We start from the raw sequence: 22906 nt of genomic DNA on the forward strand, positions 1-22906 counted from the left end.
TCCGCGTCCGCCTCCCCGACACCGTCGGGCACGCCTCGGCGAGGGCCTTCACGGAAGCGTCCGCGCGTTACACCTCCCTCAACCCAGCAGGTCCGCCAGCACCGGCCGGAGGGCGGCTGCCACGTCCGCCGAGGTGACCGGCCCCTCAGCGGCGGCCCGTCGCCCGGCGAGGCCGTGCACGTAGGCGGCCGCCACCGCCGCCCGCACCGTCGGCACACCGGCCGCGAGCAGCGAACCGAGCAACCCGGCCAGCACGTCCCCGGTGCCCGCGGTGGCCAGCGCCGGCGAACCGGTGGGATTGGCCCAGATCTCCCCCGCCGGGGTGGCGACGATCGTCCGGTCACCCTTGAGCAGCACCACCGCGTTGGTCCACGCGGCCAGCCGGGCGGCCGCGCCGGCCCGGTCCGCACCGGGCGCCTCCCCGGCCAGCCGCTTGAACTCGCCGTCATGCGGGGTGATCACCAGTGGCGCGTCCCGGCGCAGGTCCTCCGCGTGCTCACCGCCGACCAGCAGGCTGATCGCGTCCGCGTCGAGCAGCACCGGCAGCGGGGTGGCCAGGACACTGCGCAGCTCGGTACGCGCGTCGTGACCGGTGCCCAGCCCCGAACCACAGACCCACGCCTGCACCCGGCCCGCCTCGGCCACCCGGCGCACCGCGATCACCGACGGGTACGCGCGAACCACGTCGTGCCGGGCGGATCCCGCGTACCGCACCATTCCGGCCGGGCCGGCCAGCGCGCCGGCGGTGGAGAGCAGGGCGGCGCCCGGATAGCGGTCCGAACCGGTGGCCAGGCCCACCACCCCACGCGTGTACTTGTCGGAGGTCGCGCCGGATCGTGGCCACCAGGCGGCGATGTCGGCGGCTTGCGGAACCCGGACCGCCGGGTCGGCGTGCAGGACCGGGCCGAGGCCGATGTCGACGAGATCCACGTGGCCGCAGCGGGTGGTGGCCGGACCGAGCACGTGGGCCGGTTTGAGGCATCCGAAGGTGACCGTGACGTCGGCGGTCACCGACTCGCCGGGCACGTCGCCGGTGTCCACGGTCACTCCGCTCGGCACGTCCACGGCCACCACCAGCGCCCGGTCGCCCGTACGCCCGCGAAGTGCTCCGAGCCGGCGCACGATCGCCGTGGCCTCGGGCCGCAGGCCTCCGCTCGCCCCGATCCCGACGATGCCGTCGAGGATGAGGTCGGCACGGGTGGGCAGGTCACGGGTGGTGAAGCCGCCGGCTTGGCGCAGCGCGGCCAGTCCGGCCAGATGCACCCGCTCCGGGGTGAGCAGCAGCGCCCGGACCTGGGCGCCCCGCCGGGCCAGGGCGGCGCCGGCGTAGAGGGTGTCGCCGCCGTTGTCGCCGCTGCCGACCAGCAGCAGCACCCGGGAGCCGTAGACCCCACCGCTCTCCTCCAGCAGCAGGGCGCAGCGCCGTGCCAGGCCCGCCGCGGCCCGCTGCATCAGCGTGCCCTCGGGCAGTGTCGCCATCAGTGTCTTCTCGGCCGCCCGCACATCGGTCACCCGCCATGCCTGACGCATGTGTCCTCCTGATCAAGCCGCGGCTTCGGCCACCACCATCGCGGACGCGATGCCGCCGTCGTGTGACAGCGACAGGTGCCATCGGGCGATGCCCCGCTCGGTCGCTGCGGCGGCGACCGTACCGGAAACGGTCAACCACGGCCGCCCGTCCGGGTCGGTGACGATCTCGCAGTCGTGCCACCGCAGTCCGACCGGCGCTCCGAGTGCCTTGGCGACGGCCTCCTTGGCCGCGAAGCGGGCGGCCAGCGACTCGGCGGACCGTGGGTTCCCGGACGAGGTCAGCCGCTCCGGTTCGGTGAAGAGCCGGTCCCCGAGCAGCGGGGTCCGCTCCAGCGCGCGGGCGAAGCGCTCCACCAGGACGACGTCGATGCCGACAGACACGATCACAACGGTCACCCTAGCGGTGCCGCGGGCGGCTTTCCCAGGTCAGCCCAGCCCCTGGGCTCTTTACCGGAAGCTCAGCGCGGCCGCAAGGCCTGTGGACGGGTTGTCCACAGGCGGGCCCGGTGATCTCCGTGGGCCTCTAACGTCGGCGCATCCCGCTGTCCCGCTTGGAGGTTGCCTGATGAATCCCGATCTCGAGGTCGACGCCGAGGGCCTGCGTCGTGCCGCCACCGCGGTGCACGAGGTGGCCACCCGGGTGACCGGTGCGGGCGGTGCCGTTCCCGCGCCGGATCCGGCTCCGCGCTGGGCCACCACCACCGCCGCGGTCCAGGCGGCCGACGCCGCCGGGAGTCTGCTCCGGCAGCTCGGCGAGGAGGTGTCCGGCACAGCCGGGCGGATCCGGGCGGCCGCCGCCGCCTACGAGGATGCCGACCACCGCGCCGCCGGACGATTCCGGCAGACCAGATGAGCGCCACCGTGAGCGGGCCGGCCGGCGCGCCGTGGGCGGCGCGATGAGCGAGCTCGCGGTCACCTATGCCCGGCTGCGCAACACCGACCCGTCCCGCTGGTCGGCCACCGCGCTCGCCTGGCGGCGGTGGGCAGCCCTGGCCGGGGTTCTCGGTGCCGAGCTGGGCCTGCTCCCGGCGAGACTCCGGGCGTCCTGGTCGGGCGCAGCCGCCGACGCCGCCGTCAGCCGGCTCGACGGCCTGCGCCGCCGTCTCACCCTGTTCCGGGTGCTCTGCTGGCGGGCCGACCAGGCGCTGAGCGAGTTCGCGGCGACCCTCGGCCGGGCTCGCGCGCTGCTCGACCGGGCGCTCGCCCGAGCCCGGCGGGCCGGTCTGGTCGTCGACGATTCCGGTGTGGTGCGGGGCCGCCCGGCCGAGCAGGAGGTGGCCCGGTCGGTGGCCGCCGAGCTGGCCACCGCGCTGGAGATGGCGGCGGGCGCCGACGCGGCCGCCGCGTCCCGGCTGGACGGGCCGGCCGATGTGCCGCCCACCCCGGTCGCCACGTCGTTCCCGGCCTGCACCGCCACCCCGGAGGAGGTGGCACGCTGGTGGGCCGGCTGGACCCCGGCCGAACGAAACTGGTTGCTGGTCACCGACCCGGCCGCGTTCGCCGGCGCCGACGGGATCCCGGTCGCCGACCGGGACATCGCCAACCGGCTTCTGCTCGACGGCCGGCACGGGGAGGGCCTCGACCGGCTGCGGGCCCGGTTGGCCGACGACTCCGGCCCCCGCGCCTACCTGGTCGATCTCGGGTTGGACGGCGACGGCCGGGCGGTGGTGGCACTCGGCGACCCGGACCGGGCGTCACACATCCTCACCCACGTGCCCGGCATGACGTCGGACCTGAGTTCGCTCAGTGGCGAGCTGACCCGTGCCGAGCGGGTCGCGGTGCGCGCCGGGGAGATCGACCCGGCGCGCACGACGAGCGCCGTGCTGTGGCTGGGCTACGACGCGCCGGACTTCCTGCACGAGGCGCATTCGGCCCGGCAGGCCGTCGACGGTTCGGCGGGCCTGCGCCGGTTCCAGGAGAGCCTGCGGGTCACCCACGACGGCCCGGCCGCGCATCAGACTCTGCTGGGGCACAGTTACGGCTCACTCGTGGTGGGCCGCGCGGCGGTCTCCGAAGGGCTGGCCGCCGATCGGCTGGTCTTCGTCGGCTCCCCTGGCGTCGGTGTGGACTCTGCCGCCGAGCTGCGGGTGCCCGCCGATCAGATCTGGTCCACGACGTCGCGCACCGACGTGATCCAGTACGCCGCAGTGTCCCCGCGTGAGCTGCTCGTCCCGGATCTCGGCCTGCCGGGCCGGTCGCACGACCTGTGGTTCGGCCGGAGCCCGTCGGACGCCGGCTTCGGTGGCCGGGTCTTCGCGAGCCAGTTCGACGCCGGCCACCTGGGTTACTGGGAGCCGGGCCGGCCCGCTCTGGACGCGCTGGCCCGGCTCACCCTGGGAGAGAGGCCGTGAGCGCGGTGCTACTCGACGGTGACCGACTTGGCCAGGTTGCGCGGCTGGTCCACGTCGTAACCGCGGGCCGAGGCGATCTCGCACGCGAGGATCTGCAGCGGCACCGTGGTCATCAGCGGGGCGAGCAGGGTCGGGGTGTGCGGCACCGGGATCAGGTGATCGGCGAACTGACGGACGTCCTCGTCACCCTCCTCGGCGATCACGATGGTCCGGGCGCCACGGGCCCGCACCTCCTGGATGTTCGAGACGACCTTGTCGCGCATCACACCGCGGCCGGCCGGCGACGGCACCACGCACACCACCGGGGTGCCCTCGTCGATCAGCGCGATCGGGCCGTGCTTGAGCTCACCGGCGGCGAAGCCCTCGGCGTGGATGTAGGCGAGTTCCTTGAGCTTGAGCGCGCCCTCCAGTGCCACCGGGAAGCCGACGTGCCGGCCGATGAAGAGCATCGTCGACGCCGTCTTGAGATCCCGGCCCAGGGCCCGCACCTCCTCCATCCGGCCGAGCAGCTCACGCAGGCTGTCCGGGGTCTGGCGCAGTCGCGACACCACGGCGGCGACCTCGTCGGCGTACATCACTCCGCGGATCTGGGCCAGGTGCAGGCCGATCAGATAACAGGCGACCAGCATGGTGAGGAAGGCCTTGGTGGAGGCCACCGCGATCTCCGGGCCGCCGTGGGTGTACAGGACGGCGTCCGACTCACGCGGGATGGTGGATCCGTTGGTGTTGCAGATGGCGAGGACCCGGGCCTTCTGGTCCTTGGCGTGCCGGATCGCCATCAGGGTGTCCATGGTCTCGCCGGACTGGCTGATCGCGATCACCAGTGTGGACCGGTCCAGGATCGGGTCCCGGTAACGGAACTCGCTGGCCAGCTCCACCTCGCAGGGGATGCGCACCCAGTGCTCGATGGCGTACTTCGCGACCATTCCGGCGTGGTAGGCGGTGCCGCAGGCCACGATGAAGACCTTGTCCACGTCCCGCAGGTCCTGGTCGGTGAGACGGACCTCGTCGAGAATGATCTCGCCACGCTCGGAGAGACGGCCGAGCAGGGTTTCGGCGATCGCCTGCGGCTGCTCGGCGATCTCCTTGAGCATGAAGTAGTCGTAGCCGCCCTTCTCCGCGGCCGAGGCGTCCCAGTCGATGTGGAACTCGGTGCCCAGGGCCGGCGCCCCGTCGAAACCGGTGATCTCGATGCCGTCCGGGGTGATCAGGACGACCTGGTCCTGACCCAGCTCGACCGCTTCGCGGGTGTGCTCGATGAAGGCGGAGACGTCGCTGGCCAGGAAGTTCTCCCCCTCTCCACGGCCGACCACGAGCGGCGAGTTGCGCCGTGCGGCGACGACCGCGTCGGGCACCTCGACGTCGATGGCGAGCAGGGTGAAGGCCCCCTCCAGACGCCGGACGGCGCGGCGCATACCCTCGGCGAGCAGGGCCGGGCCGACCTCACCACCGGCTTCACGCAGCGCGCGCATCTCGGCGGCGAGCAGGTGGGCGGCGCATTCGGTGTCGGTGTCGCTACGGAACTCGACGCCGGTCGCCTCCAGCTCGGCACGCAGGCGGGCGAAGTTCTCGATGATGCCGTTGTGGATGACGGCGACCCGGCCGTCTGCGGAGAGATGCGGGTGGGCGTTGCGGTCGGTGGGACCGCCGTGGGTGGCCCAGCGGGTGTGCCCGATGCCGGTGGTGCCGACCGCGATCCCGTCACCGCCTCGCTCGGCGAGCGCCTTCTCCAGGTTGGCGAGCTTGCCCGCCTTCTTCTCGGTGCTGATCAGCTCACTGTCGATGATGGCGACGCCGGCGGAGTCGTATCCGCGGTACTCGAGACGCCGGAGACCGTCGATGACGATGCTGAGCGCCGGACGGTTTCCTACATAACCCACGATCCCACACATGAGGAGGCAGCGTAGCCGACGTTCGCTCAAACGTCATGCTCGGTACCCGCCGTTATGAGCATCCGATGTGATCGGAGCTCTTTGGCGGTAATCGGTGCCCGTACGGGTGAGTGATCCGGACGTGCGGCACTGGCGTACCGTCGGGAGCGGTGCCCCTACCGGGAGGAAAGTTGAGCGATCCGAGCGAGCCCCGACAACCGCCACGACCGCCTCAGTTCATTCCCGGGCACGCCCAGCCGCCGCGGCCGGACGACAACCCACCGACGTCGGAGTTCCCACCGGTCAACTTCGCGCCGCCCGGCTATCCCCCGGACTACGGCGCCTACCCGCCGCCGGACCCGACGAGCGGCTATCCACCCGCCGGCTACCCGCCGGCCGGTTACCCCCAGCCGGGCCCACCTCCGCCCAAGCGGAGCAACGCCCCGCTGATCGCCCTCATCCTGGCCGTCACCCTGCTGCTCTGCGGCGGCGTGGTGACCACCGCGGTGATCCTGGTGCAGCGCGCCGCCGACAAGGCCGAGGAACTGGCCGAGCCGATTCTCGAGCCGACGCTGCCGAGCCTGCCCAGCGAGGCGCCCGAGTTCCCCGGCCTGCCGACCGATTTCCCGGAGCTGCCCGGCCTGCCCACCGATCTCCCGACCGAGCTTCCGGGCATCGGCGAGGGCAAGGAGATCGAGGTCACCTACGAGGTGACCGGGGACGGCCCGGCCGAGATCATCTACGTCGAGCAGCTCGGTACGGCCCCGAAGCGGGTGGCGAACGCCAAGTTGCCGTGGAAGATCACCACCTCGATGAAGGGCACCTCGCTGGTCTCCGTGGTCGCCGTGCGCACCGGCACCGGCGCCGGGAAGATCAGTTGCCGGGCCAGTGTGGACGGCGAGGAGATCGTGAAGCAGAACGCCGAGGGCGGCCTGGCCACCGCGAGCTGCTACAAGCTGGTGGTCAATTGATCCGGGAGCCGCTGGTCGAGCGGATGCGCCCGTTCGGCACCACGATCTTCACCGAGATGTCGGCGCTGGCCGCCCGGACCGGCGCGGTCAACCTGGGACAGGGCTTCCCGGACACCGACGGTCCCGCCGAGATGCTGGCCGCGGCCGCCGAGGCGCTGGCCGGTGGTGCCAATCAGTACCCTCCACTGCCCGGCATCCCGGTGCTGCGGTCCGCGATCGCCGCCCACGAGCAGCGGTTCTGGGGCCTGAGCCGGGACCCGGACGGCGAGGTCGCCGTCACGGCGGGCGCCACCGAGGCGATCGCCGCGTCGATCCTGGCGCTTTGTGAGCCGGGCGACGAGGTGGTGTGCTTCGAGCCGTACTACGACTCGTACGCCGCTTCGATCACCCTCGCCGGGGCGGTCCGCCGTCCGGTGACGCTGCGCCCCGGCGCCGCCGGCCGGTTCGAGTTCGATCCGGAGGAGCTGCGGAAGGCGTTCGGCCCGCGGACCCGTCTGGTGCTGCTCAACTCGCCGCACAACCCGACCGGCAAGGTGTTCACCCCGGCCGAGTTGGAGTTGATCGCCGGCCTGTGCCGGGAGCACGACGTGTTCGCGGTCACCGATGAGGTCTACGAGCATCTGGTCTTCCCGGACGCGGCTGCGCCGCACGTCCCGCTCGCCACGCTGCCGGGCATGCCGGAGCGCACCCTGCGGATCTCGTCGGCGGGCAAGACCTTCTCCTGCACCGGGTGGAAGATCGGCTGGGCCACCGGCCCGGCCCGCCTGGTCTCCGCGATCCTGCGGGTCAAGCAGTTCCTGACGTTCGTCAACGGCGCGCCGCTGCAGCCGGCGGTGGCCGTGGCGCTGAACCTGCCGGACTCCTACTTCGCCGGTTTCACGGCCGGTTTGCGAGACCGCCGGGACCGCCTGGTGGCCGGGCTGACCGAGGCGGGCCTGACCGTCCTGCCGTCCGAGGGCACCTATTTCGTGACCGCCGACATCCGGCCGCTGGGTGGGACGGACGGCATCGAGTTCTGCCGCGCGCTGCCCGGTCGCAGCGGGGTGGTGGCGGTGCCGACCCAGGTCTTCTACGACCATCAGGAAGCGGGTCGGCACCTCATCCGTTTCGCCTTCTGCAAACGCCTCGAGGTCATCGACGAGGCGGTGCGACGGCTCAAGGCCTAGCGCGGATCACGCGGCGGAAGCCTAGGCGGGGCTGGCTGCCCGCACCTCGTCGGCGATCCGCTCGGCCACGGTCCGGGCGGTCTCCTCGGTGGCGGCCTCCACCATGACCCGTACGAGCGGCTCGGTGCCGGAGGGTCGCAGCAGCACCCGGCCGGTCTCGCCCAGCTCGTTCTCGGCGAGGGCCACCGCGGCCTGCACGGTCGGGGCGGCGGCGCCGGCGTCCCGGTCTCCGACCCGCACGTTGATCAGGACCTGCGGCAGCTTGTGCAGGACCGCGGCCAGGTCGGCCAGCGACTTGCCGCTGGCCGCGATCTGCGCCATCAGGTGCAGCCCGGTGAGCACGCCGTCGCCGGTGGTGGCGAAGGCCGGCATCACGATGTGGCCGGACTGTTCGCCGCCGAGGGCGAGGCCGCCGTTCTGGAGTTCCTCCAGCACGTACCGGTCGCCGACCTTGGTCTCCAGCAGCTTGATCCCGGCCTGCTTCATCGCGATCCGCAGCCCGAGGTTGCTCATGACGGTGGCGACCAGGGTGTCGTCGGTGAGGGTGCCGTTGTCGCGCATGGCCAGCGCCAGGATGGCCATGATCTGGTCGCCGTCGACGACTTCGCCGGCCGCGGTGACGGCCAGGCAGCGGTCGGCGTCGCCGTCGTGTGCCAGGCCGAGGTCGGCGCCTTCGCGCAGCACGGCCTCGATGACCTTGTCGAGGTGGGTGGAGCCGCACTCCTCGTTGATGTTGAGCCCGTCCGGCTCGGCGTGGATGGCGATGACCTCGGCCCCCGCCTCCCGGTACGCCACCGGCCCGGCTTCACTGGCCGCCCCGTTGGCGCAGTCGACCACCACTTTGATCCCGTCGAGCCGGTGCGGGATCGACTCGACCAGGTGTTTGATGTAGTGCTCGGCCCCGTCGAGCAGGTCGTGGACGCGGCCGATTCCCGCGCCGGTGGGACGGCCGACCAGCCCGTGCCCGTCCTCGATCGCCTTCTCGATGCGCTCCTCGAGCTCGTCGGGAAGCTTGGTGCCGCCGGCCGCGAACAGTTTGATGCCGTTGTCCGGCATGGGGTTGTGCGATGCCGACAGCATCACACCGAGGTCGGCGTTGGTCTGCCCGACGAGGTACGCGACCGCCGGCGTGGGCAGCACGCCGACCCGTACCACGTTGGCCCCGGCACTCGTCAGCCCCGCGACGACAGCGGCTTCCAGCATCTCGCCGCTGGCCCGGGGGTCGCGCCCCACGATGGCGAGCGGCCGGTGGCTGCTGTCGGTCTCGACCAGTACCCGGGCGGCCGCGACCGCGACCGAGAGGGCCAGTTCGGGGGTGAGCAGATCGCCGTTCGCGAGACCGCGAACGCCGTCGGTGCCGAAGAGTCGCCCCATGGCGGCTTCCTTTCGCCGGTAAACGTGGCCTCAAGCCTGCATCAGCGATCGGCTGGTCAGGAGTACCGGAACGGCTAGTTGGGGAGAGAGGGGAGGTAGAAGAAACATCGACGGCCGAGCACATCCCCGAATGGGGGACACACTCGGCCGTCGCATCAGACGTGGCGCAGTGAAATCAGCGCTTCGAGTACTGCGGAGCCTTACGGGCCTTCTTGAGACCGTACTTCTTGCTTTCCTTGACCCGGGCGTCACGGGTCAGGAAGCCGGCCTTCTTCAGGGCGGGGCGGTCGTCGGGCTCGACGGTGATGAGCGCACGTGCGATGGCGAGTCGCAGCGCACCGGCCTGGCCGGTGATGCCGCCGCCACGCAGGTTGGCGATCACGTCGAACTGCTCGGCGCGCTCGGCGGTGACGAGCGGCTCGCGGATGAGCTGCTGGTTGACCTTGCTGGGGAAGTAGTTCTCCAGGTCACGGCCGTTGCAGGTGATCTTGCCGGTGCCGGGGACGAGACGCACCCGGACGATGGCCTCCTTGCGGCGGCCGACGGTCTGGACCGGACGGTCACCGGGACGCGGGGCGCGGACCGAGGCCGGCGCGGGCGTCTCGACGACGACGACCGTCTCAGCGGGCTCCTCGACGGTCTCGACGACCTCGGGCTCGATGATGTCGGACATGCTGCTGCCTTCTCCCGCGCTCACTGCGCGATCTGCTTGATTTCGAACGGCTGCGGCTGCTGAGCGGCGTGCGGGTGCTCGGCGCCCGGGTAAACCTTCAGCTTCTTGATGATCTGCCGCGCGAGCTTGTTGTGCGGGAGCATGCCCTTGACGGCCAGCTCGATCGCCTTCTCCGGGCGCTTGGCCAGGAGCTCTTCGTAGCCGACCTGCTTCAGACCACCGGGGTAACCCGAGTGGCGGTAGGCGACCTTGGTCTGGCGCTTGTTACCGGTCAGCGCCACCTTGCCAGCGTTGATGATCACCACGAAGTCGCCGGTGTCGACATGCGGGGCGAACGTCGGCTTGTGCTTACCACGCAGAAGGGTCGCGGTGTGGGTAGCCAGGCGGCCCAGAACGACGTCAGAAGCGTCGATAATGTGCCACTGACGCTCGATCTCACCCGGCTTCGGGCTGTACGTACGCACAGAATTACCTTGTCTCGTCGTCGGTCTGGGGGCGCGCGCTGGTCGCATCGGACAGATGCGTCAAGCGACCCCACACAGGGACCACTCGCAACAGTCGCACAACAGCAGGCAACAATACCCGGCTACGCGGCGAGCGGTCAAAACAGGCGGTGTTCAGGGCACCAACCAACCGGCGAGCATCCTGGTTGCAGACACTCAGCCCTGTGGAACCCCAAGCATGGCTAGCATACTCCGCGCCGCGGACACACCCGAAGCGGGTGGTGTGTCCGACCGCACGGCCGACTTAGCAGGCCTGAAACAAACGGGACGCTTCACCGAAATTCCCCCCCGGCACGCTTCCCCTCATGGCCAATGGCGCGCAGGTTCCGACGACGCGGCCCGGCAGTGGCCGAAGCCGCGCTCGCGGGCGCACCATGGAGAGACCACTGTCAGGGTTGAGGACGGACCTGACGGTGTTCGCCGGACCGGTTGCCCGGATCGGCGAGGAGGAGTCGCGGCGTGCCCCGGACGGAGGCATGGCGAGGACCGCAGGCGTGACATGGGAGCGGGTCTACGCCGAGGACGGCGGGCTTCGAGCGTGCCCTTCGGTGGACCGTTCGGCCACGCCGCGACTTCTCGGCCCGGGGATCGGATGACCGACCGCACCCCGGGCGCCCGGCGGGCGGCACTGACGGCTGCCGCACTGGCGGAGCCGGCCGCGGCACTGTCCGGCTACACCGTCGGCGTGACCGCCGACCGCCGCCAGGACGAGCTGTCCACCCTGCTGGAGGCGCGTGGCGCCCGCGTCGTGGTGGCGCCCGCGCTGCGCATCGTCCCGATCTCCGACGACGCCGAGCTGCGCGCCGCCACCCGCGCCTGCCTGGACACCCCGCCCGACGTCGTGCTGGTCAACACCGGCATCGGCATGCGCGGCTGGCTGGAGGCCGCCGAGGGCTGGGGCCTGGCCGAGCCACTGCACGCCGTGCTGACCACCGCCTACCTGGTCGCCCGCGGCCCGAAGGCGAAGGCCGCGGTCCGCTCCGCCGGCCTGCACGACGACTGGTCGCCGGAGGGCGAGGGCTACGAGGAGGTCGTCGAGCACCTGGTCGCCCGTGGCATCGAGGGCCGGACCGTGGCGATGCAGCTGCACGGCGAAAGCCAGCCGGAGTACACCGAGGCCCTGGTGTCGGCCGGCGCACGCGTCATCGAGCTGCCGGTCTATCGCTGGGCCCCGCCCACCGACCCGGCGCCGCTGCACCGCCTGGTCGACCTGATCATCGCCCGCCTGGTCGACGCCGTGACGTTCACCTCGGCCGCTGCCGTCCAGGCCGTGCTGCGCGCCGCCGGCACCGGCGCGGACGCCCTGCTCGACGCCCTCCGCGACGACGTGCTGGCCGCCTGTGTGGGTCCGGTCACCTCGGCCCCGCTGCGCCGGCACGGCATCCCGGTGGCCACTCCCGGGCGCGCCCGGCTCAACTCGCTGGTCCGCACCATCGTCGACGAACTGCCCAAACGCGCCGTCACCCTGCAGGTCGCCGGCCACTCGCTCACCCTGCGCGGCCACGCCGCGATCGTCGACGGCGAGCTGCGCCAGCTCGCTCCCGCCCCGATGGCGGTGCTGCGCGCCCTGGCGAACTCCCCCGGTCGCGTCCTCTCCCGCGCCGCCCTCCTCCAGGCGCTCCCTCGCGGCGCCGACGAGCACGCGGTCGAGATGGCCGTCGCCCGCCTTCGCGTCGGCCTCGCCCTTCCCGGCGTGATTCAGACGGTGGTCAAGCGCGGCTACCGGCTCCCCGTCTGACAGAGGATCAAAATCCCGAGGTCGTAGCGGGGTGGGTGGTGCGGACCGTCGCTCCCGCCGAGGGCCCGGCGCGTCCCGCTGGCCGCTGGCGCGTCCAGAACGCGGGCCACCCCGGGCGGCGTGCGTGAGTGGTCACTCTCGAAAACCCGTGCGCGGTACCGGTGTTTCGGGGTGAGGGTGACCGCTCACGCACGTCGCGCGGGGCGGGGAGCGTTCTGGACGCGCCAGCGGCCAGCGAGTCGCCCCGCGCCCTCGGCGGGAGCGACGGTCCGCACCACCCACCGAGATGCGACATCCTGATTTTGATCCTCAGGGGTGTCGTCGTCCGGGTCGCTCGTCTCCCGGAGCGCCCGGCGTGGTCAGCCGACCGGCGTGGCCTGCTCGTGTTCGGCGACCAGGGTCGCCATCGCGTGCTCGACCACCCCGATCAGCACGGCCTTGACCGATTCGCGATGCCGCGCGTCGCACATCAGCAGCGGTACCCGCGCCGGGATGGCGAGCGCCTCACGCACCTCCTCGAGCTCGTAACGTGGCGCGCCGTCGAAGCAGTTGACCGCCACGAGGTACGGCAGATGCCGGTTCTCGAAGTAGTCCAGCGGCGCGAACGCGTCGGTGAGCCTGCGGGTGTCGACCAGCACCGCGGCGCCGACAGCGCCCCGGATCAGCTCGTCCCACATGAACCAGAAGCGCGTCTGGCCCGGGGTTCCGAAGAGGTAGAGGATCAGGTCGTCGGCCATGGTGATGCGGCCGAAGTCCATCGCGACCGTGGTGCTCTCCTTCCCCGGCACCTTCGACGCGTCGTCGATGCCGGCACCGGCCACGGTCATCACCGCCTCGGTGGTCAGTGGCTCGATCTCGGAGACCGCCCCGACCAAGGTCGTCTTTCCCACACCGAACCCGCCCGCGACGACGATCTTCGCGGAGGTGATCTCGGCGGGATGCGGCCGCGTCCGCTCAGAGCTTGCGAAGTCCACCCAACACCCTTCCCAGCAGGTCCATCCGCTCCGTGAACCCCGTCCTGGGAGCGGCACTGTGCAGCTGCAGCAGCCCGTCGGCCACCATGTCGGCGACGAGCACCCGGGTCACCCCCAACGGCAACCGGGTGAGCGCCGCGAGTTCGGCGAGCGACAGCGCTTTCGGCTCACACAGCACGGCGATGCGGTACTTGTCGTGTCCGGCGAACCGTGCCTCCTGCACGGCCTCCGGACTGGCGATCAGGACCGCCTCGATCGGGATGTCCCGGATCGGTTCGGTCCGGCCACGGGTGACCGCGTACGGCCGCACCAGGTTGCCCCGGGGATCATGCGGCTGTGTCATGTCGCGGTCACCTCGTCTCCGCCGGGTCGGTCGGACCCGGCGCTAGTAGCTGACGGCCTCGCGGGGCGCCGGCGACAGAGCCGCGCCGACGCGTTCCACCAGCAGGGCCATCTCGTAACCGACCTGGCCGACGTCGCAGTTGCGCGCCGCCAGAACGGCCATCGAGGAACCGTCGCTGATGGACATCAGGAAAAGATAGCCGCTCTCCATTTCGATGATGGTCTGTTGCACCGCGCCGGCGCTGAACATCCGCGACGCGCCGTCGGTGAGGCTGACGACGCCGGAGGTGATCGCGGCCAGCTGGTCGGCCCGGTCCGGTGGCAGATCCCGGGACGAGGCCAGCAGAATCCCGTCCGCCGAGACCGCCACCACGTGTGCGATGCCGGCGACGCTGTCGGCGAAGTTGCTGAGCAGCCAGCCCATGTCCTGCATGGTGGGGGGCCTGGTCACTGTTCCCTCTCCTTAGGAGCCTGTTTTGCGGCGGCGGCGGTTTCGGCAACGCCGTCCGTCCGCCCTCGTTGCACTCCCCTGTGATACGCGGAAAGCAGGCCGCGGACCTCATCGGGACTGCGACGATGTTGCACCCGCGGAATCTCCTGCACCCCGCCGGGTACGAGTTGCGCCTGTGGCACCCGCTTCGGAAGGCCGGACCGGGTGGTGCCGGCGTCCTTCGGGGCAGCCGCCTCCAGGGCCCGCTGCCAGCCCTCGTCGGCCGCGGTGCGCCAGCGGTCCTCGGACGACGAGCGCGGCTTCGGCATGGTCGCCTCGGCCGGCTCGGACTTCACCGGCACCGCGGTCGGCGGTGGCGCGTAGCCGGCCGTCGGCATCCCGTGCTGGTTCACCGCGGGTGCCTCGCCGGTGAACCAGCTGTGCTGGACCTCCATCCGGATCGGCGCGGGCCCGGACGTCGCGGCGGCAACCGCCGAATCCGCCGGCGTATCAGCGTTGGGTGCGACCGTCGAACCAGTCGGCGTATCGGCCGTGGGTGCGGCCATCGAACCAGCCGGCGTATCGGCCGTGGGTGCGGCCATCGAACCAGCCGGCGTATCGGCCGTGGGTGCGACCGTCGAACCAGCCGGCGTATCGGCCGTGGGTGCGACCGTCGAACCAGCCGGCGTATCGGCCGTGGGTGCGACCGCCGGGCCGGCCGGTGGGGGAGGCGGCAACGCGGCCATCGCGGCGCCCCAACCGGGGGCGGTGGTGCCGGCCGGCGCCAGCGGCAGCTCCGCGGGTGTCTCCGCCGGCTCGCCGGAGGCGGGCCGGGGCACCCGGGTCGGCAGCGGCGGCCGGTCGGGGGTCGGCTCGAAGTCCGGATCGGACGGTGCGGCGGGCACCGGCCGGGCCGGGGGCGTGGCCGGGGTGGCGGGCGCGGCGGTCCGGATCGGTGGCCGGCTCTCCACGGTGCGTGGCATGCCGGCGGGCGGCTGCGGCGGCGGGCCCGGCCGGGTCCAGCTCGCGGCCCGCGACGGCGGGGCCGCCGGGACGCCGGGCAGCACCACGACGTCGGCCGGCAGGGTCACCTCGGCGACCGTGCCGCCCTCGGGGCCGGGCCGCAGTTCCACCTGGATGCCGTGCCGGGACGCGAGGCGCCCGATCACCGCGAAGCCCATCAGGCGGAAGGCGGCGACGTCCACCTCGGACGGTTCGGTGAGCCGCCGGTTGAGCTGCTCCAGCTGATCGGCGGAGATGCCCAGGCCACGGTCCTCCACCTGGATCACGGCGTGATCGCCGGCACGGCAGCCGTGCGCCACCACCACGGTGCTCGGCGGGGAGAATCGGGTGGCGTTGTCGAGGAGTTCGGCGATCAGGCGTACCACGTCGTTGACGGCGGCCGCGGTGACCAGCACGTCGGTGTCGATCGAGCCGAACTCGATCCGGTGGTAGAGCTCGACCTCGGACTGGGCGGCCCGGAGCGTGTCGATCAGCAGCGCGTCCTCTCGGCGCGGGGCCCCCACCTCGGCGCCGGCCAGCACCAGCAGGTTCTCGTCGTTGCGGCGCATCCGGGTGGCGAGGTGGTCCAGTTCGAAGAGGCGGGCGAGCCGCTTCGGGTCCTCCTCCATCCGCTCGATCTGGTCGAGTTCGCCGATCATCCGGTCGACCAGGGACTGGCTGCGCCGGGCCAGGCTCAGGAACATGGTCGAGACGCTGGTGCGGAGCGCGGCTTGTTCGGCGGCCACCCGTACGGCCTCCCGGTGCACCATGTTGAACGCCTCGGCGACCTGGCCGAACTCGTCCTGCTCGGGCATCTCGATGGGGTCCCGGGTCTGCGTCAGGATCCGGTCGACGCCGCCCTCGCCGAGGTTCTCGGCGTCGTGCAGCCGGGTCACCGCCTCCGGCAGGTCCCGGTGCGCGACGGCGAGGGCGCCCTCCCGCAGGCGGCGGACCGACAGCAGGAGCGAGCGGCCCAGGTAGACGGCGAGGGCTACGGCCGCGATCACGACCAGCAGCACCACGACGAACTCGATCGTCGCCCGCCGGCCGGTGCTCTCGCTCTCGTCCTCGGCGACCGCGACGACCTGTTCCTCCAGTTGCCGGTCGGCGGCGCGCAGCAGCTCGGTCACGTCGCCGAAGGTCTCGCCGACCTCGGCCAGGCCGGCGGCCTGGGGGCCGGTCAGCCGGGTGGACAGTTCGTCGGCGCGGGTCACCGCCTCGTCGCCGAGGGCCGACTCGGCCAGGGCGATCTGTTTTCGGCCGGCGATCTCGCGGAATTCGGCGAGCGCTTCGGCCCGGTTCACCTGGGCCGCGGTGATCGCCCGCTGCCGGTCGGCGTCGAGGACCCCGGAGGCGCGTGCCAGGTACGCCACCGCGGCCTGCTCGGCGACGGCGGTCTCCAGGTCGGTGAAGGCGGCGAGCGAGCGCAGCCCGTCGGCGACCGGTCCCGGCTCCGCGACCTGGCCGAGCAGCGACTCGTAGCCGGCCAGCAGGGCCAGGGCCTCGCCGTAACGCTGGTTGGCGCCGGCCGGATCCACCCCGGTACGCCCACTGATCGCGGCTCGTAGTTCGGCCAGCCCGCTCAGGTGGCCGTCGATCCGGTCGAGACGGTCACCGACCCGGGCCGGCACCTCGGTGATCTCGGCGCGGTCGTTCCGGAGGATCCGGGTCTGCGAGTCCACCGCCTTGATTGCCTCGCGGTAGCCGGTCACGGGTGCGTCCGGCCCGGACAGGTACTCGACGGCGGCCATCCGCTCGTCGTGCAGCGCCCGGGCCACGTTGGCGAGGCCGCTGCCCAGGTCGGCGAGCTGGGCCACCCGTGCGGCGTCGTTCGCCCGTTCGCCGACCTCCATGAGCCGTACGGTCCCGAGCGCGAGAACCGCGGTCAGCGGGATGACGAGCAGTCCGGCGAGTTTCGCGCGGAGCCGGGCGTTACGCAGGCCGAGAAAGCCACCACGTCGCGCAGCCAGGGTCGAGGATCCCGTGCTCACGACATCTCCTTCGCGGTCGTCACCGCTCCGCACCACGGTTGGAGCCGGCCAATCGGCGGTCGCGGTCCGGCCCCGTCCGGCGCCCGCGTTTCCGGCCCGGCGGCGATTTCACCAGAACGCCGGGTCGTTTGGGAAGCGTGGGGTCTTTCGGAACGGACCCGCCCGTCCGGGTGAAACCTGTGCACCAACCTCTCCATCGGCACTGACGTGCACGAATGCGTCACACGTAACCATCCGTGAGGTAGCGGTCACCGGACACGATATTCGTTCCAACCACTATCTGGGAGTTTCGTCCCGCGACCACGGTGGCAAGGTTTGGCACGACACGACGGACTCGTTGTCCGGTGCGCGACAGTGTCCACTCCGGACTGTTGTTCTGGCAAGTGGCCCGTACGTTGCATCGAGATCACCGTGGGTGACCATTTGAACATCGATACTCGTCAATCATTGGCGGACGGGACTTTAGGCTGCCTTAAGAAGCGAGCCCTGGACTGGCGCATCCTGCGGAACATTCCGTAACGTGCGCAGCATGGCATTTCGGAGCTGGCTGAAGCTGTTGGCCGCCACCACCACGGCCACCGCCGTCGTCGGCGCCGGCCAACTCGGCATCGCTTACGGGCTCGGCATGGTGCAGCTCGACCAGACCCTAGGCATCACTCAGCGTGATCAGTGGACAGCACAACTCGCCTGGGTCGCGTGGATGACCATGACCGCCGCCGCCATCGGAGCCGTCGTCGCCACCGGCCTGCGCCCCCGCTGGTCGCCCCGCCCGGTCGGCGCCGGGGGCGCCCTCGCCATGGGCCTGGCCGCCGGGGTCGGCGCCCTCGCCGTGCTGCCGCTGACCATGCAGCCGGCCCGGGCCGCCCAGATAGCCGGCGTGGACGCGGTCCTCGTCATCGGCATCTGCGCCGCCCTCGCCGCCGCGGTCGGCATCTTCGCGGCGGCCGCGGCCGCCGCGAAGGCGGTGGCCCGCTGGAGCGTCACCACCCTCAGCCTCATCGTCTGGACCGTCGCGCTGATCTCGGTCGTGCCGTCCCTGCTGCCCGACAAGACCCCGGTGGCGGCCCGCCTCGGCGTGCTCGAGGGCGCCCTCCTCCCGGCCGCCGTCACCGAGCACACGCCCTTCGTCACGATGCCCGTGATCGCGCTGCTCACCGGCCTGATCCTCGGCTGGGTGGCCCGCGGCCGCGGACTGCCCACCCTCGCGGTGGCGCTCAGCGGCCTGGCCGGTCCGGCCCTGCTGACCGTCGCCTACCTGATCGCCGGCCCCGGCACGGCCGCCGGGTTCGAGCTCAGCCCGTACTGGGCGGCGATGACCGCGGCCGGCGCCGGCGTGCTCGGCTCGGTCCTGGCCGCCATCATCCGCAGCGCCCCCGAACCGGCCCGCCCGGCGGAACCGGAGTCGCCCACCGACGACTCCCCCACCGACGCCAAGCCGGAACCCGCCTCCGGCCGCGCCAGCCTCCCCCGCCGCGACGTGCCGGTCCAGTCCGCCATCGCGGCAGCCGCGGCGGCCGCCGCCCAGCGGCCCGAGGACCAGCTGCGGCCGTCCGACACCGGGGTGTTCTCGGTCGCGGTGGACGACCGGCCGCACCCGCTGCGGGATCTCGCCGCCGCGGGCACGGCCGCCTCACCGTTCACCTCCGGCACCGGGTCGCCGTTCGGCCAGGGCCAGCCGCAGCCGCCGGTCGCCGGGCGCGCGTCGGCACCCTCCCCCGCGGTCCCCGCACCGGCCGCCGACACGGCCGCTCACCCGATCGGCGAGCCCCGTTTCTCCGGGCAGGAGCCGGCGAAAGGCGGCGTGGGCGCCGGCCTCCGGCGCGGTTGGCGAACGCGGCGAGACGCCACCGCAGCACCCGTGGCGGCCACCTCCGCGTCCGCCGCGCTGACCGGCGACAGCGGCTCGTTCAACGGTTTCACGACCGGTCAGCCTGGTCCCCGGGTCGGCATCGACACCGCCGAGCACCCCCGGGTGGCGTCCCGCGCCCCGCTGACCCCCGAGCCGACCCCGATCAGCGCCCCGCTGCCGCACCCGCAGCCGATCGCCCCGCCGCCGGTCGCGCCCGCGCCCGCTCAGCGCGGCCGGCAGGGTAGCCGGGAAGAGGACTACGTCGACTGGGTGAACGGTCTCGGCAACTGACCCGCCCTGACCGAGAGGGATGCCCGGCGGCCGGTTGCGGTTTCGCCGCGGTAAACCCTGTCAAGCTGGGTTTCCGCCCCGTAAAACATCGGCCAACACCGATGAAATGATGGGTTTGGGAGGTACCGCCACCACTACCGAGCGGTAACGATGATCGATGTCCCGGTTCCCCCTCGACGGTATCGGAGTCCGATCATGATCACCCGCATCGGCCGGCTCTTCTCCAACCTCGCCCTGGTCTTCGCCCTGGCCGGCACCGCCCTGGTAGCCCCCGCGGTAGTGGCCCCCACCACGACCGACGCGGCCCACGCCGCCGTCTACAACAGCTGCACCATCAGCCGCTGCTCGGCCGCCCGCACAGCGTTCACCGGCTGGCAGTCGCTGGGCTTGCCCACGACCGCCGGCTGGTACTCCTGGCCGTACGGCAACTACAACTACACCGGCGGCCGGTTCTACAACCGCGAGGGCCAGCTCCCGTCCGCCACGTACAGCGAATACGACGTCTACTCCCGCAACCGCGGCGCCGCCCGCGACGCCTACCGCATCGTCGTCAACCGCAGCACCCGCGTCGCCTACTTCACCCCCGACCACTACGTCACCTTCTACAAGCTTTAAACCCCATTCCGGGTACGCGCGGCGACCGTCCCAAGGCGGCCGCCGCGCCGTGCTTCAGCCCGGGACGGGCGTCGGCGTCCCGTTCTCGAAGACCGTCCCGCTACCCGGTAGCACCGCACCGGAGCTCAAGTGCGGAAAGCGCGGAACCCCCTCGGAAAAGTCGGCCCTAACGCTTAGCCGCCCTCGCTCACGACCGAACAAACCTGGCACAAGCGAGACTCGAGCATCCGCTCGGCCGACAAACGCAAACCCGACGCAAGCCGGGGACGCAAAGCCACAGGGCCTACGAGGCCGGCTGGGCCACCGACCAAGGGGAGAACCACACATATGCGCAATATCGTTCAGCTGGTCGGCGGCGTCGCCGTCGCCGGTGCCGTCGCCGCCGGAGCCACCGCCTTCACGGCTGGTGGGGGTGTCGCTCTCGGCGGCGCCAACGGCGCCACCACGACCAAGTTCATCGGCGGCGCCGCTTCTCAGACGGTGAGCGGAGCAACGGTCACGGACATCGCCTACACCTGGGTGGCCGACGGCACCAACACCAAGCTCAGCAGCCTCCTCCTCACCTTCGCTGACGCCACTGCGGGGAAGACGCCCACCGTCACGCTGAACGGCCTCGTTGCGTCGTCCGGAGGCGCCACCTTCACCTGTGCCGCCATCCACGCGACCGCCTTCACTTCGAACTGCACCCCCAGCGCGGGAACCTTCGACGGCCAGCTCACTCGATTGGACATTTCCGTCGTCTAACTCGCGCTACACATGACGGGAGCACCCTTCAGCCGAGGTTCAGGGGCTGAGTAGTCATTCCCGTCAAGGTTCGACGCATCGCCGTGGCCGCCATCGCAATGATGGCGGCCATCGGTGCGTGGGCCATCAGCACCGGTCGCATCTCATACGTCATAACGCATGGCGCCAGCATGCAGCCCCTTTATCACGCTGGTGACCTGGTTTTCCTCACGAAAGCCGATTCCTACGAAGTCGGTCAGATCGCGGCATACCATAGTCCGAGCGCTGGCATCGACGTACTGCACCGCATCACCGGCGGCGACGCTGATGCCGGCTATGTGTTGCAGGGTGACAACAACGATTTCATCGATCCGTTCGAGCCGACCGCCGATGAACTGATCGGCCAGGCGATCCTGCATATCCCGAATGGGGGCACATGGCTTCAGCCGGTACTCAGCCCCACCGGTCTGGGAATGCTCGGGTTCCTTGTCGCGGGCGGCGGGGCGAGCGTGGCGAAAAGCCGAAGGGACATCGCTCGCGGCCGACGTAAGAAAAGAGTGAAGCGCATGTCTGGCGGAGGCGGCTCATGGGCTACCGCGGCGGCCGTCTTCAAAGCGGTCAGCCGTCTGCATCCCGCCCTTCGGGTGCTGGCTCTCGTCACCGCGGTCTGCGGCGTCCTAGGGCTGGCCCTCGGGGTGCTCGGGTGGATGAAGCCGACCACCGAGTCCGTGACGAGCGCCGGCAAGGCGGGCGAGTCGATGACCTTCTCCTATACGGCGGAGGTTCCCCGTTCCGCCGCTTACGACGGCACCATCGCCTATTCTCCGGACCCGATCTTCCGCAAGCTCGCCAACCTCGTAGACCTTCACTTCAGTTATCGAGGCGAGCCGGGGCGCATACAGGTCAGCGCCAGGCTGTCTTCCCAGGCCGGTTGGCACCAGACACTGCAATTGTCCCGGCCGCAGCAGTTCACCGCCGACAGCTACACCGGTCTCGTCCAGCTCGATCTGGACACGCTTGAGCAACGCGTGAAGGCCGCGCAGGAGGCGATCGGCGCTGACCTGGGCGTCATTACGCTCACGATCACCACGCAAGTTCGGCACAGCGACGGAACTCTGTTCGAGCCGCAGCTCGCCCTCAGCCTGGCCCCGCTCCAGATGTCGCTGGCAAGCGGACCGGAGAGCCTGGTAGTCGATCAATCCAGTAAGCCCGTGGGCACCTCGGTGCAGGATCGGCGGATCGGCGCCTTCGGGCACGACGTGATGACGGCGGCACAGGCTCGTAAGTACGCCGTGTATCTACTCCTCGTCACCCTCGTCAGCGCCGGCATGGTCGCGTGGATGGCGCTCGGCCATGTCCCTCTTCGTACTCGCGCCCAGATCCAGCGCCGCTACCCGCATCTGATCGTTCCGGTGGAGCCGATGGCCAGCCCGCCCGGCAAGCCCGTCGTCGTGGTCGACACCTTCCCCGCGCTGGTGAAGCTGGCCGAGAAGTACGGCCAGATGATCCTCACCTGGACCCGCCCCGACGGCGCCGACGATTTCGTGGTCCGCGACGAGGGCATCCTCTACCGCTACCGGATCCTGCCCCCGGACGCCGCCCCAGAACCCTCACCAGCACCGAAATCCACACAGGCCACAAAGCGCCCGGCCCTAGCCGAACCTGAACCGGAAGCGACGCAGGTCCCCGACGACGAGCCGGTCGAACTCACGACCGAAGCCGCGACCACGGACGCGCCCGAGCCGGTCATGGCCGCGAAGAAGGCCGCCACCCCGCGAAAGCGCGCCCCGAAAGCCGCCCCGGCGACGATCGCCGCGAAGAAGGCCCCCGCCAAGCGAGCGAGCCGCGCCAGGCCGAAGCCCGCCCCCGAGCCGGAGCCGCCCGCGGAGCCGACCGGGGAAGTAACGCCGGAAACGGTCGAGATCCCGCCCACCGAGGCTCAACTTCCCGAGCCGACGATCGAGCACCCGTCCGCCGCCGCCCATGCCGCGATGCTCACCGCCGCGATCGAATCGGCCGAGAACGAGGGTCTCCCGGCCCTGAGGGAGCATTGGCCGGAATCGAGCGAACCACCGGCCGAGATCGGAGCCGCGGCAGCCCCGCCGCCCGGGGAAGAACCCACAGCCGACAAGGAACACACTGTCGAGCCGGACGCCGGGCCGGCGGCGCAGGAAGCCGCGTCCGAGACGCTGCATACCCCGGAGCCAGCGCCCGAACAGCCGTCCGAAGCTGACGCCGAGCCGGAGCCGGAGCCGAAGAAGCGGACCCCGCAGAAACGCACCGCACAGAAGCGCTCCAGGCGAAAGGCGGTGGCCGAACGGGCCGCCATGGAGGACCTGGCGGCCCGTAACGAGGCCGTGAAACCACCCGAGCCGCCGCGGGAGCCGATCTACGACTTCCTGCCGGCGAACAAGCGCCTCCAGAACTACGACGAGGACGCCTGACGGGCGCGCACGGAAACGACACCGTGCGCCCGGGCCAGGGGCATGTCCCCAGTCGGCGCACACGAACC

The 22906-nt window shown here is 71.5% G+C and carries 19 protein-coding genes and 1 riboswitch; of the genes, 9 read left to right on the forward strand and 10 right to left on the reverse strand.

What is annotated here, in order from left to right; all coding sequences use genetic code 11:
* Nucleotides 1-78: 78 nt before the first annotated feature.
* Together AB0I88_RS05985 and AB0I88_RS05990 are read right to left on the reverse strand one after the other, a co-directional pair.
* The gene (locus AB0I88_RS05985) at nucleotides 79-1530 is read right to left on the reverse strand and encodes an NAD(P)H-hydrate dehydratase (RefSeq protein WP_361018969.1); all 1452 of its coding nucleotides are present in this window, start codon (nucleotides 1528-1530) and stop codon (nucleotides 79-81) included.
* A 12-nt stretch (nucleotides 1531-1542) separates the two neighbouring features.
* Nucleotides 1543-1917 (reverse strand): holo-ACP synthase, encoded by a 375-nt coding sequence (locus AB0I88_RS05990; protein ID WP_361018972.1) that lies wholly within the window; start codon nucleotides 1915-1917, stop codon nucleotides 1543-1545.
* A 178-nt stretch (nucleotides 1918-2095) separates the two neighbouring features.
* On the opposite strand from AB0I88_RS05990, the gene AB0I88_RS05995 reads away from it, so the two are divergent.
* Together AB0I88_RS05995 and AB0I88_RS06000 are read left to right on the forward strand one after the other, a co-directional pair.
* A complete protein-coding gene (locus AB0I88_RS05995; protein ID WP_361018975.1) occupies nucleotides 2096-2383 on the forward strand; it encodes a type VII secretion target in 288 nt (95 codons plus the stop codon).
* Nucleotides 2384-2426: 43 nt separating this feature from the next.
* A complete protein-coding gene (locus tag AB0I88_RS06000; RefSeq protein ID WP_361018978.1) occupies nucleotides 2427-3881 on the forward strand; it encodes an alpha/beta hydrolase in 1455 nt (484 codons plus the stop codon).
* Nucleotides 3882-3889: 8 nt separating this feature from the next.
* Here AB0I88_RS06000 and glmS read toward each other — a convergent pair whose 3' ends face one another.
* Nucleotides 3890-5773, reverse strand: a complete 1884-nt coding sequence (glmS, locus tag AB0I88_RS06005) for a glutamine--fructose-6-phosphate transaminase (isomerizing) (protein WP_361018981.1) — start codon at nucleotides 5771-5773, stop codon at nucleotides 3890-3892.
* 170 nt (nucleotides 5774-5943) lie between these two features.
* Between glmS and AB0I88_RS06010 the strand changes: the two genes are divergently transcribed.
* A complete protein-coding gene (locus AB0I88_RS06010) occupies nucleotides 5944-6723 on the forward strand; it encodes an MmpS family transport accessory protein (RefSeq protein ID WP_361018984.1) in 780 nt (259 codons plus the stop codon).
* The gene (locus AB0I88_RS06015) at nucleotides 6720-7889 is read left to right on the forward strand and encodes a pyridoxal phosphate-dependent aminotransferase (RefSeq protein ID WP_361018987.1); all 1170 of its coding nucleotides are present in this window, start codon (nucleotides 6720-6722) and stop codon (nucleotides 7887-7889) included. The genes AB0I88_RS06010 and AB0I88_RS06015 overlap by 4 nt, the downstream gene beginning before the upstream one ends.
* 21 nt (nucleotides 7890-7910) lie before the next feature.
* Here AB0I88_RS06015 and glmM read toward each other — a convergent pair whose 3' ends face one another.
* From glmM to rplM, 3 genes are all read right to left on the reverse strand, one after another.
* Nucleotides 7911-9263, reverse strand: a complete 1353-nt coding sequence (gene glmM, locus AB0I88_RS06020; protein ID WP_361018990.1) for a phosphoglucosamine mutase — start codon at nucleotides 9261-9263, stop codon at nucleotides 7911-7913.
* A gap of 175 nt (nucleotides 9264-9438) precedes the next feature.
* Nucleotides 9439-9936: a 30S ribosomal protein S9 gene (gene rpsI, locus AB0I88_RS06025; protein WP_361018993.1), complete on the reverse strand. Its 498-nt coding sequence runs from the start codon at nucleotides 9934-9936 to the stop codon at nucleotides 9439-9441.
* A gap of 20 nt (nucleotides 9937-9956) precedes the next feature.
* Nucleotides 9957-10400: a 50S ribosomal protein L13 gene (gene rplM, locus AB0I88_RS06030; protein WP_361018996.1), complete on the reverse strand. Its 444-nt coding sequence runs from the start codon at nucleotides 10398-10400 to the stop codon at nucleotides 9957-9959.
* 631 nt (nucleotides 10401-11031) lie between these two features.
* Here rplM and AB0I88_RS06035 point away from each other — a divergent pair.
* Nucleotides 11032-12177, forward strand: a complete 1146-nt coding sequence (locus tag AB0I88_RS06035; protein WP_361018999.1) for a uroporphyrinogen-III synthase — start codon at nucleotides 11032-11034, stop codon at nucleotides 12175-12177.
* Nucleotides 12178-12536: 359 nt separating this feature from the next.
* Here the strand turns inward: AB0I88_RS06035 and AB0I88_RS06040 are convergent, their stop codons facing one another.
* Genes AB0I88_RS06040 through AB0I88_RS06055 form a run of 4 tightly spaced genes read right to left on the reverse strand, consistent with a single transcriptional unit; the run spans nucleotide 12537 to nucleotide 16916 of the window.
* Nucleotides 12537-13151 (reverse strand): ATP/GTP-binding protein, encoded by a 615-nt coding sequence (locus tag AB0I88_RS06040; RefSeq protein WP_361019002.1) that lies wholly within the window; start codon nucleotides 13149-13151, stop codon nucleotides 12537-12539.
* Nucleotides 13132-13494 carry a DUF742 domain-containing protein gene (locus tag AB0I88_RS06045; protein ID WP_361019005.1) on the reverse strand — a complete coding sequence of 121 codons (363 nt, stop codon included), beginning with the start codon at nucleotides 13492-13494 and terminating at the stop codon, nucleotides 13132-13134. Before AB0I88_RS06045 ends, AB0I88_RS06040 begins: the two co-directional genes overlap by 20 nt.
* 42 nt (nucleotides 13495-13536) lie before the next feature.
* Nucleotides 13537-13944: a roadblock/LC7 domain-containing protein gene (locus AB0I88_RS06050; RefSeq protein ID WP_361019007.1), complete on the reverse strand. Its 408-nt coding sequence runs from the start codon at nucleotides 13942-13944 to the stop codon at nucleotides 13537-13539.
* A complete protein-coding gene (locus AB0I88_RS06055; RefSeq protein ID WP_361019010.1) occupies nucleotides 13941-16916 on the reverse strand; it encodes a nitrate- and nitrite sensing domain-containing protein in 2976 nt (991 codons plus the stop codon). The genes AB0I88_RS06050 and AB0I88_RS06055 overlap by 4 nt, the downstream gene beginning before the upstream one ends.
* Before the next feature lie 529 nt (nucleotides 16917-17445).
* Between AB0I88_RS06055 and AB0I88_RS06060 the strand changes: the two genes are divergently transcribed.
* The 4 genes from AB0I88_RS06060 to AB0I88_RS06075 all read left to right on the forward strand — a co-directional run bounded on the left by AB0I88_RS06060 (nucleotide 17446) and on the right by AB0I88_RS06075 (nucleotide 22838).
* Nucleotides 17446-19056: a hypothetical protein gene (locus AB0I88_RS06060; protein ID WP_361019012.1), complete on the forward strand. Its 1611-nt coding sequence runs from the start codon at nucleotides 17446-17448 to the stop codon at nucleotides 19054-19056.
* A 195-nt stretch (nucleotides 19057-19251) separates the two neighbouring features.
* Entirely contained in the window at nucleotides 19252-19671 is a 420-nt protein-coding gene (locus tag AB0I88_RS06065; RefSeq protein WP_361019015.1) for a ribonuclease domain-containing protein, read from the forward strand.
* A gap of 233 nt (nucleotides 19672-19904) precedes the next feature.
* Nucleotides 19905-19979, forward strand: a riboswitch (cyclic di-GMP riboswitch).
* A gap of 19 nt (nucleotides 19980-19998) precedes the next feature.
* Nucleotides 19999-20415 (forward strand): hypothetical protein, encoded by a 417-nt coding sequence (locus tag AB0I88_RS06070; RefSeq protein WP_361019018.1) that lies wholly within the window; start codon nucleotides 19999-20001, stop codon nucleotides 20413-20415.
* 83 nt (nucleotides 20416-20498) lie between these two features.
* Nucleotides 20499-22838, forward strand: a complete 2340-nt coding sequence (locus AB0I88_RS06075; protein ID WP_361019021.1) for a hypothetical protein — start codon at nucleotides 20499-20501, stop codon at nucleotides 22836-22838.
* Nucleotides 22839-22906: the final 68 nt, after the last annotated feature.

Source organism: Actinoplanes sp. NPDC049802 (genome assembly GCF_040656595.1).
GTDB lineage: Bacteria > Actinomycetota > Actinomycetes > Mycobacteriales > Micromonosporaceae > Actinoplanes.

Excerpts from the sequence above, each read along its gene's own strand:
- AB0I88_RS05985 (WP_361018969.1), bottom strand. The coding sequence starts at position 1,530 with ATGCGTCAGGCATGGCGGGTGACCGATGTGCGGGCGGCCGAGAAGACA.
- AB0I88_RS05995 (WP_361018975.1), top strand. The coding sequence starts at position 2,096 with ATGAATCCCGATCTCGAGGTCGACGCCGAGGGCCTGCGTCGTGCCGCC.
- AB0I88_RS06000 (WP_361018978.1), top strand. The coding sequence starts at position 2,427 with ATGAGCGAGCTCGCGGTCACCTATGCCCGGCTGCGCAACACCGACCCG.
- glmS (WP_361018981.1), bottom strand. The coding sequence starts at position 5,773 with ATGTGTGGGATCGTGGGTTATGTAGGAAACCGTCCGGCGCTCAGCATC.
- glmM (WP_361018990.1), bottom strand. The coding sequence starts at position 9,263 with ATGGGGCGACTCTTCGGCACCGACGGCGTTCGCGGTCTCGCGAACGGC.
- rpsI (WP_361018993.1), bottom strand. The coding sequence starts at position 9,936 with ATGTCCGACATCATCGAGCCCGAGGTCGTCGAGACCGTCGAGGAGCCC.
- AB0I88_RS06035 (WP_361018999.1), top strand. The coding sequence starts at position 11,032 with ATGACCGACCGCACCCCGGGCGCCCGGCGGGCGGCACTGACGGCTGCC.
- AB0I88_RS06045 (WP_361019005.1), bottom strand. The coding sequence starts at position 13,494 with ATGACACAGCCGCATGATCCCCGGGGCAACCTGGTGCGGCCGTACGCG.
- AB0I88_RS06060 (WP_361019012.1), top strand. The coding sequence starts at position 17,446 with ATGGCATTTCGGAGCTGGCTGAAGCTGTTGGCCGCCACCACCACGGCC.
- AB0I88_RS06065 (WP_361019015.1), top strand. The coding sequence starts at position 19,252 with ATGATCACCCGCATCGGCCGGCTCTTCTCCAACCTCGCCCTGGTCTTC.
- AB0I88_RS06070 (WP_361019018.1), top strand. The coding sequence starts at position 19,999 with ATGCGCAATATCGTTCAGCTGGTCGGCGGCGTCGCCGTCGCCGGTGCC.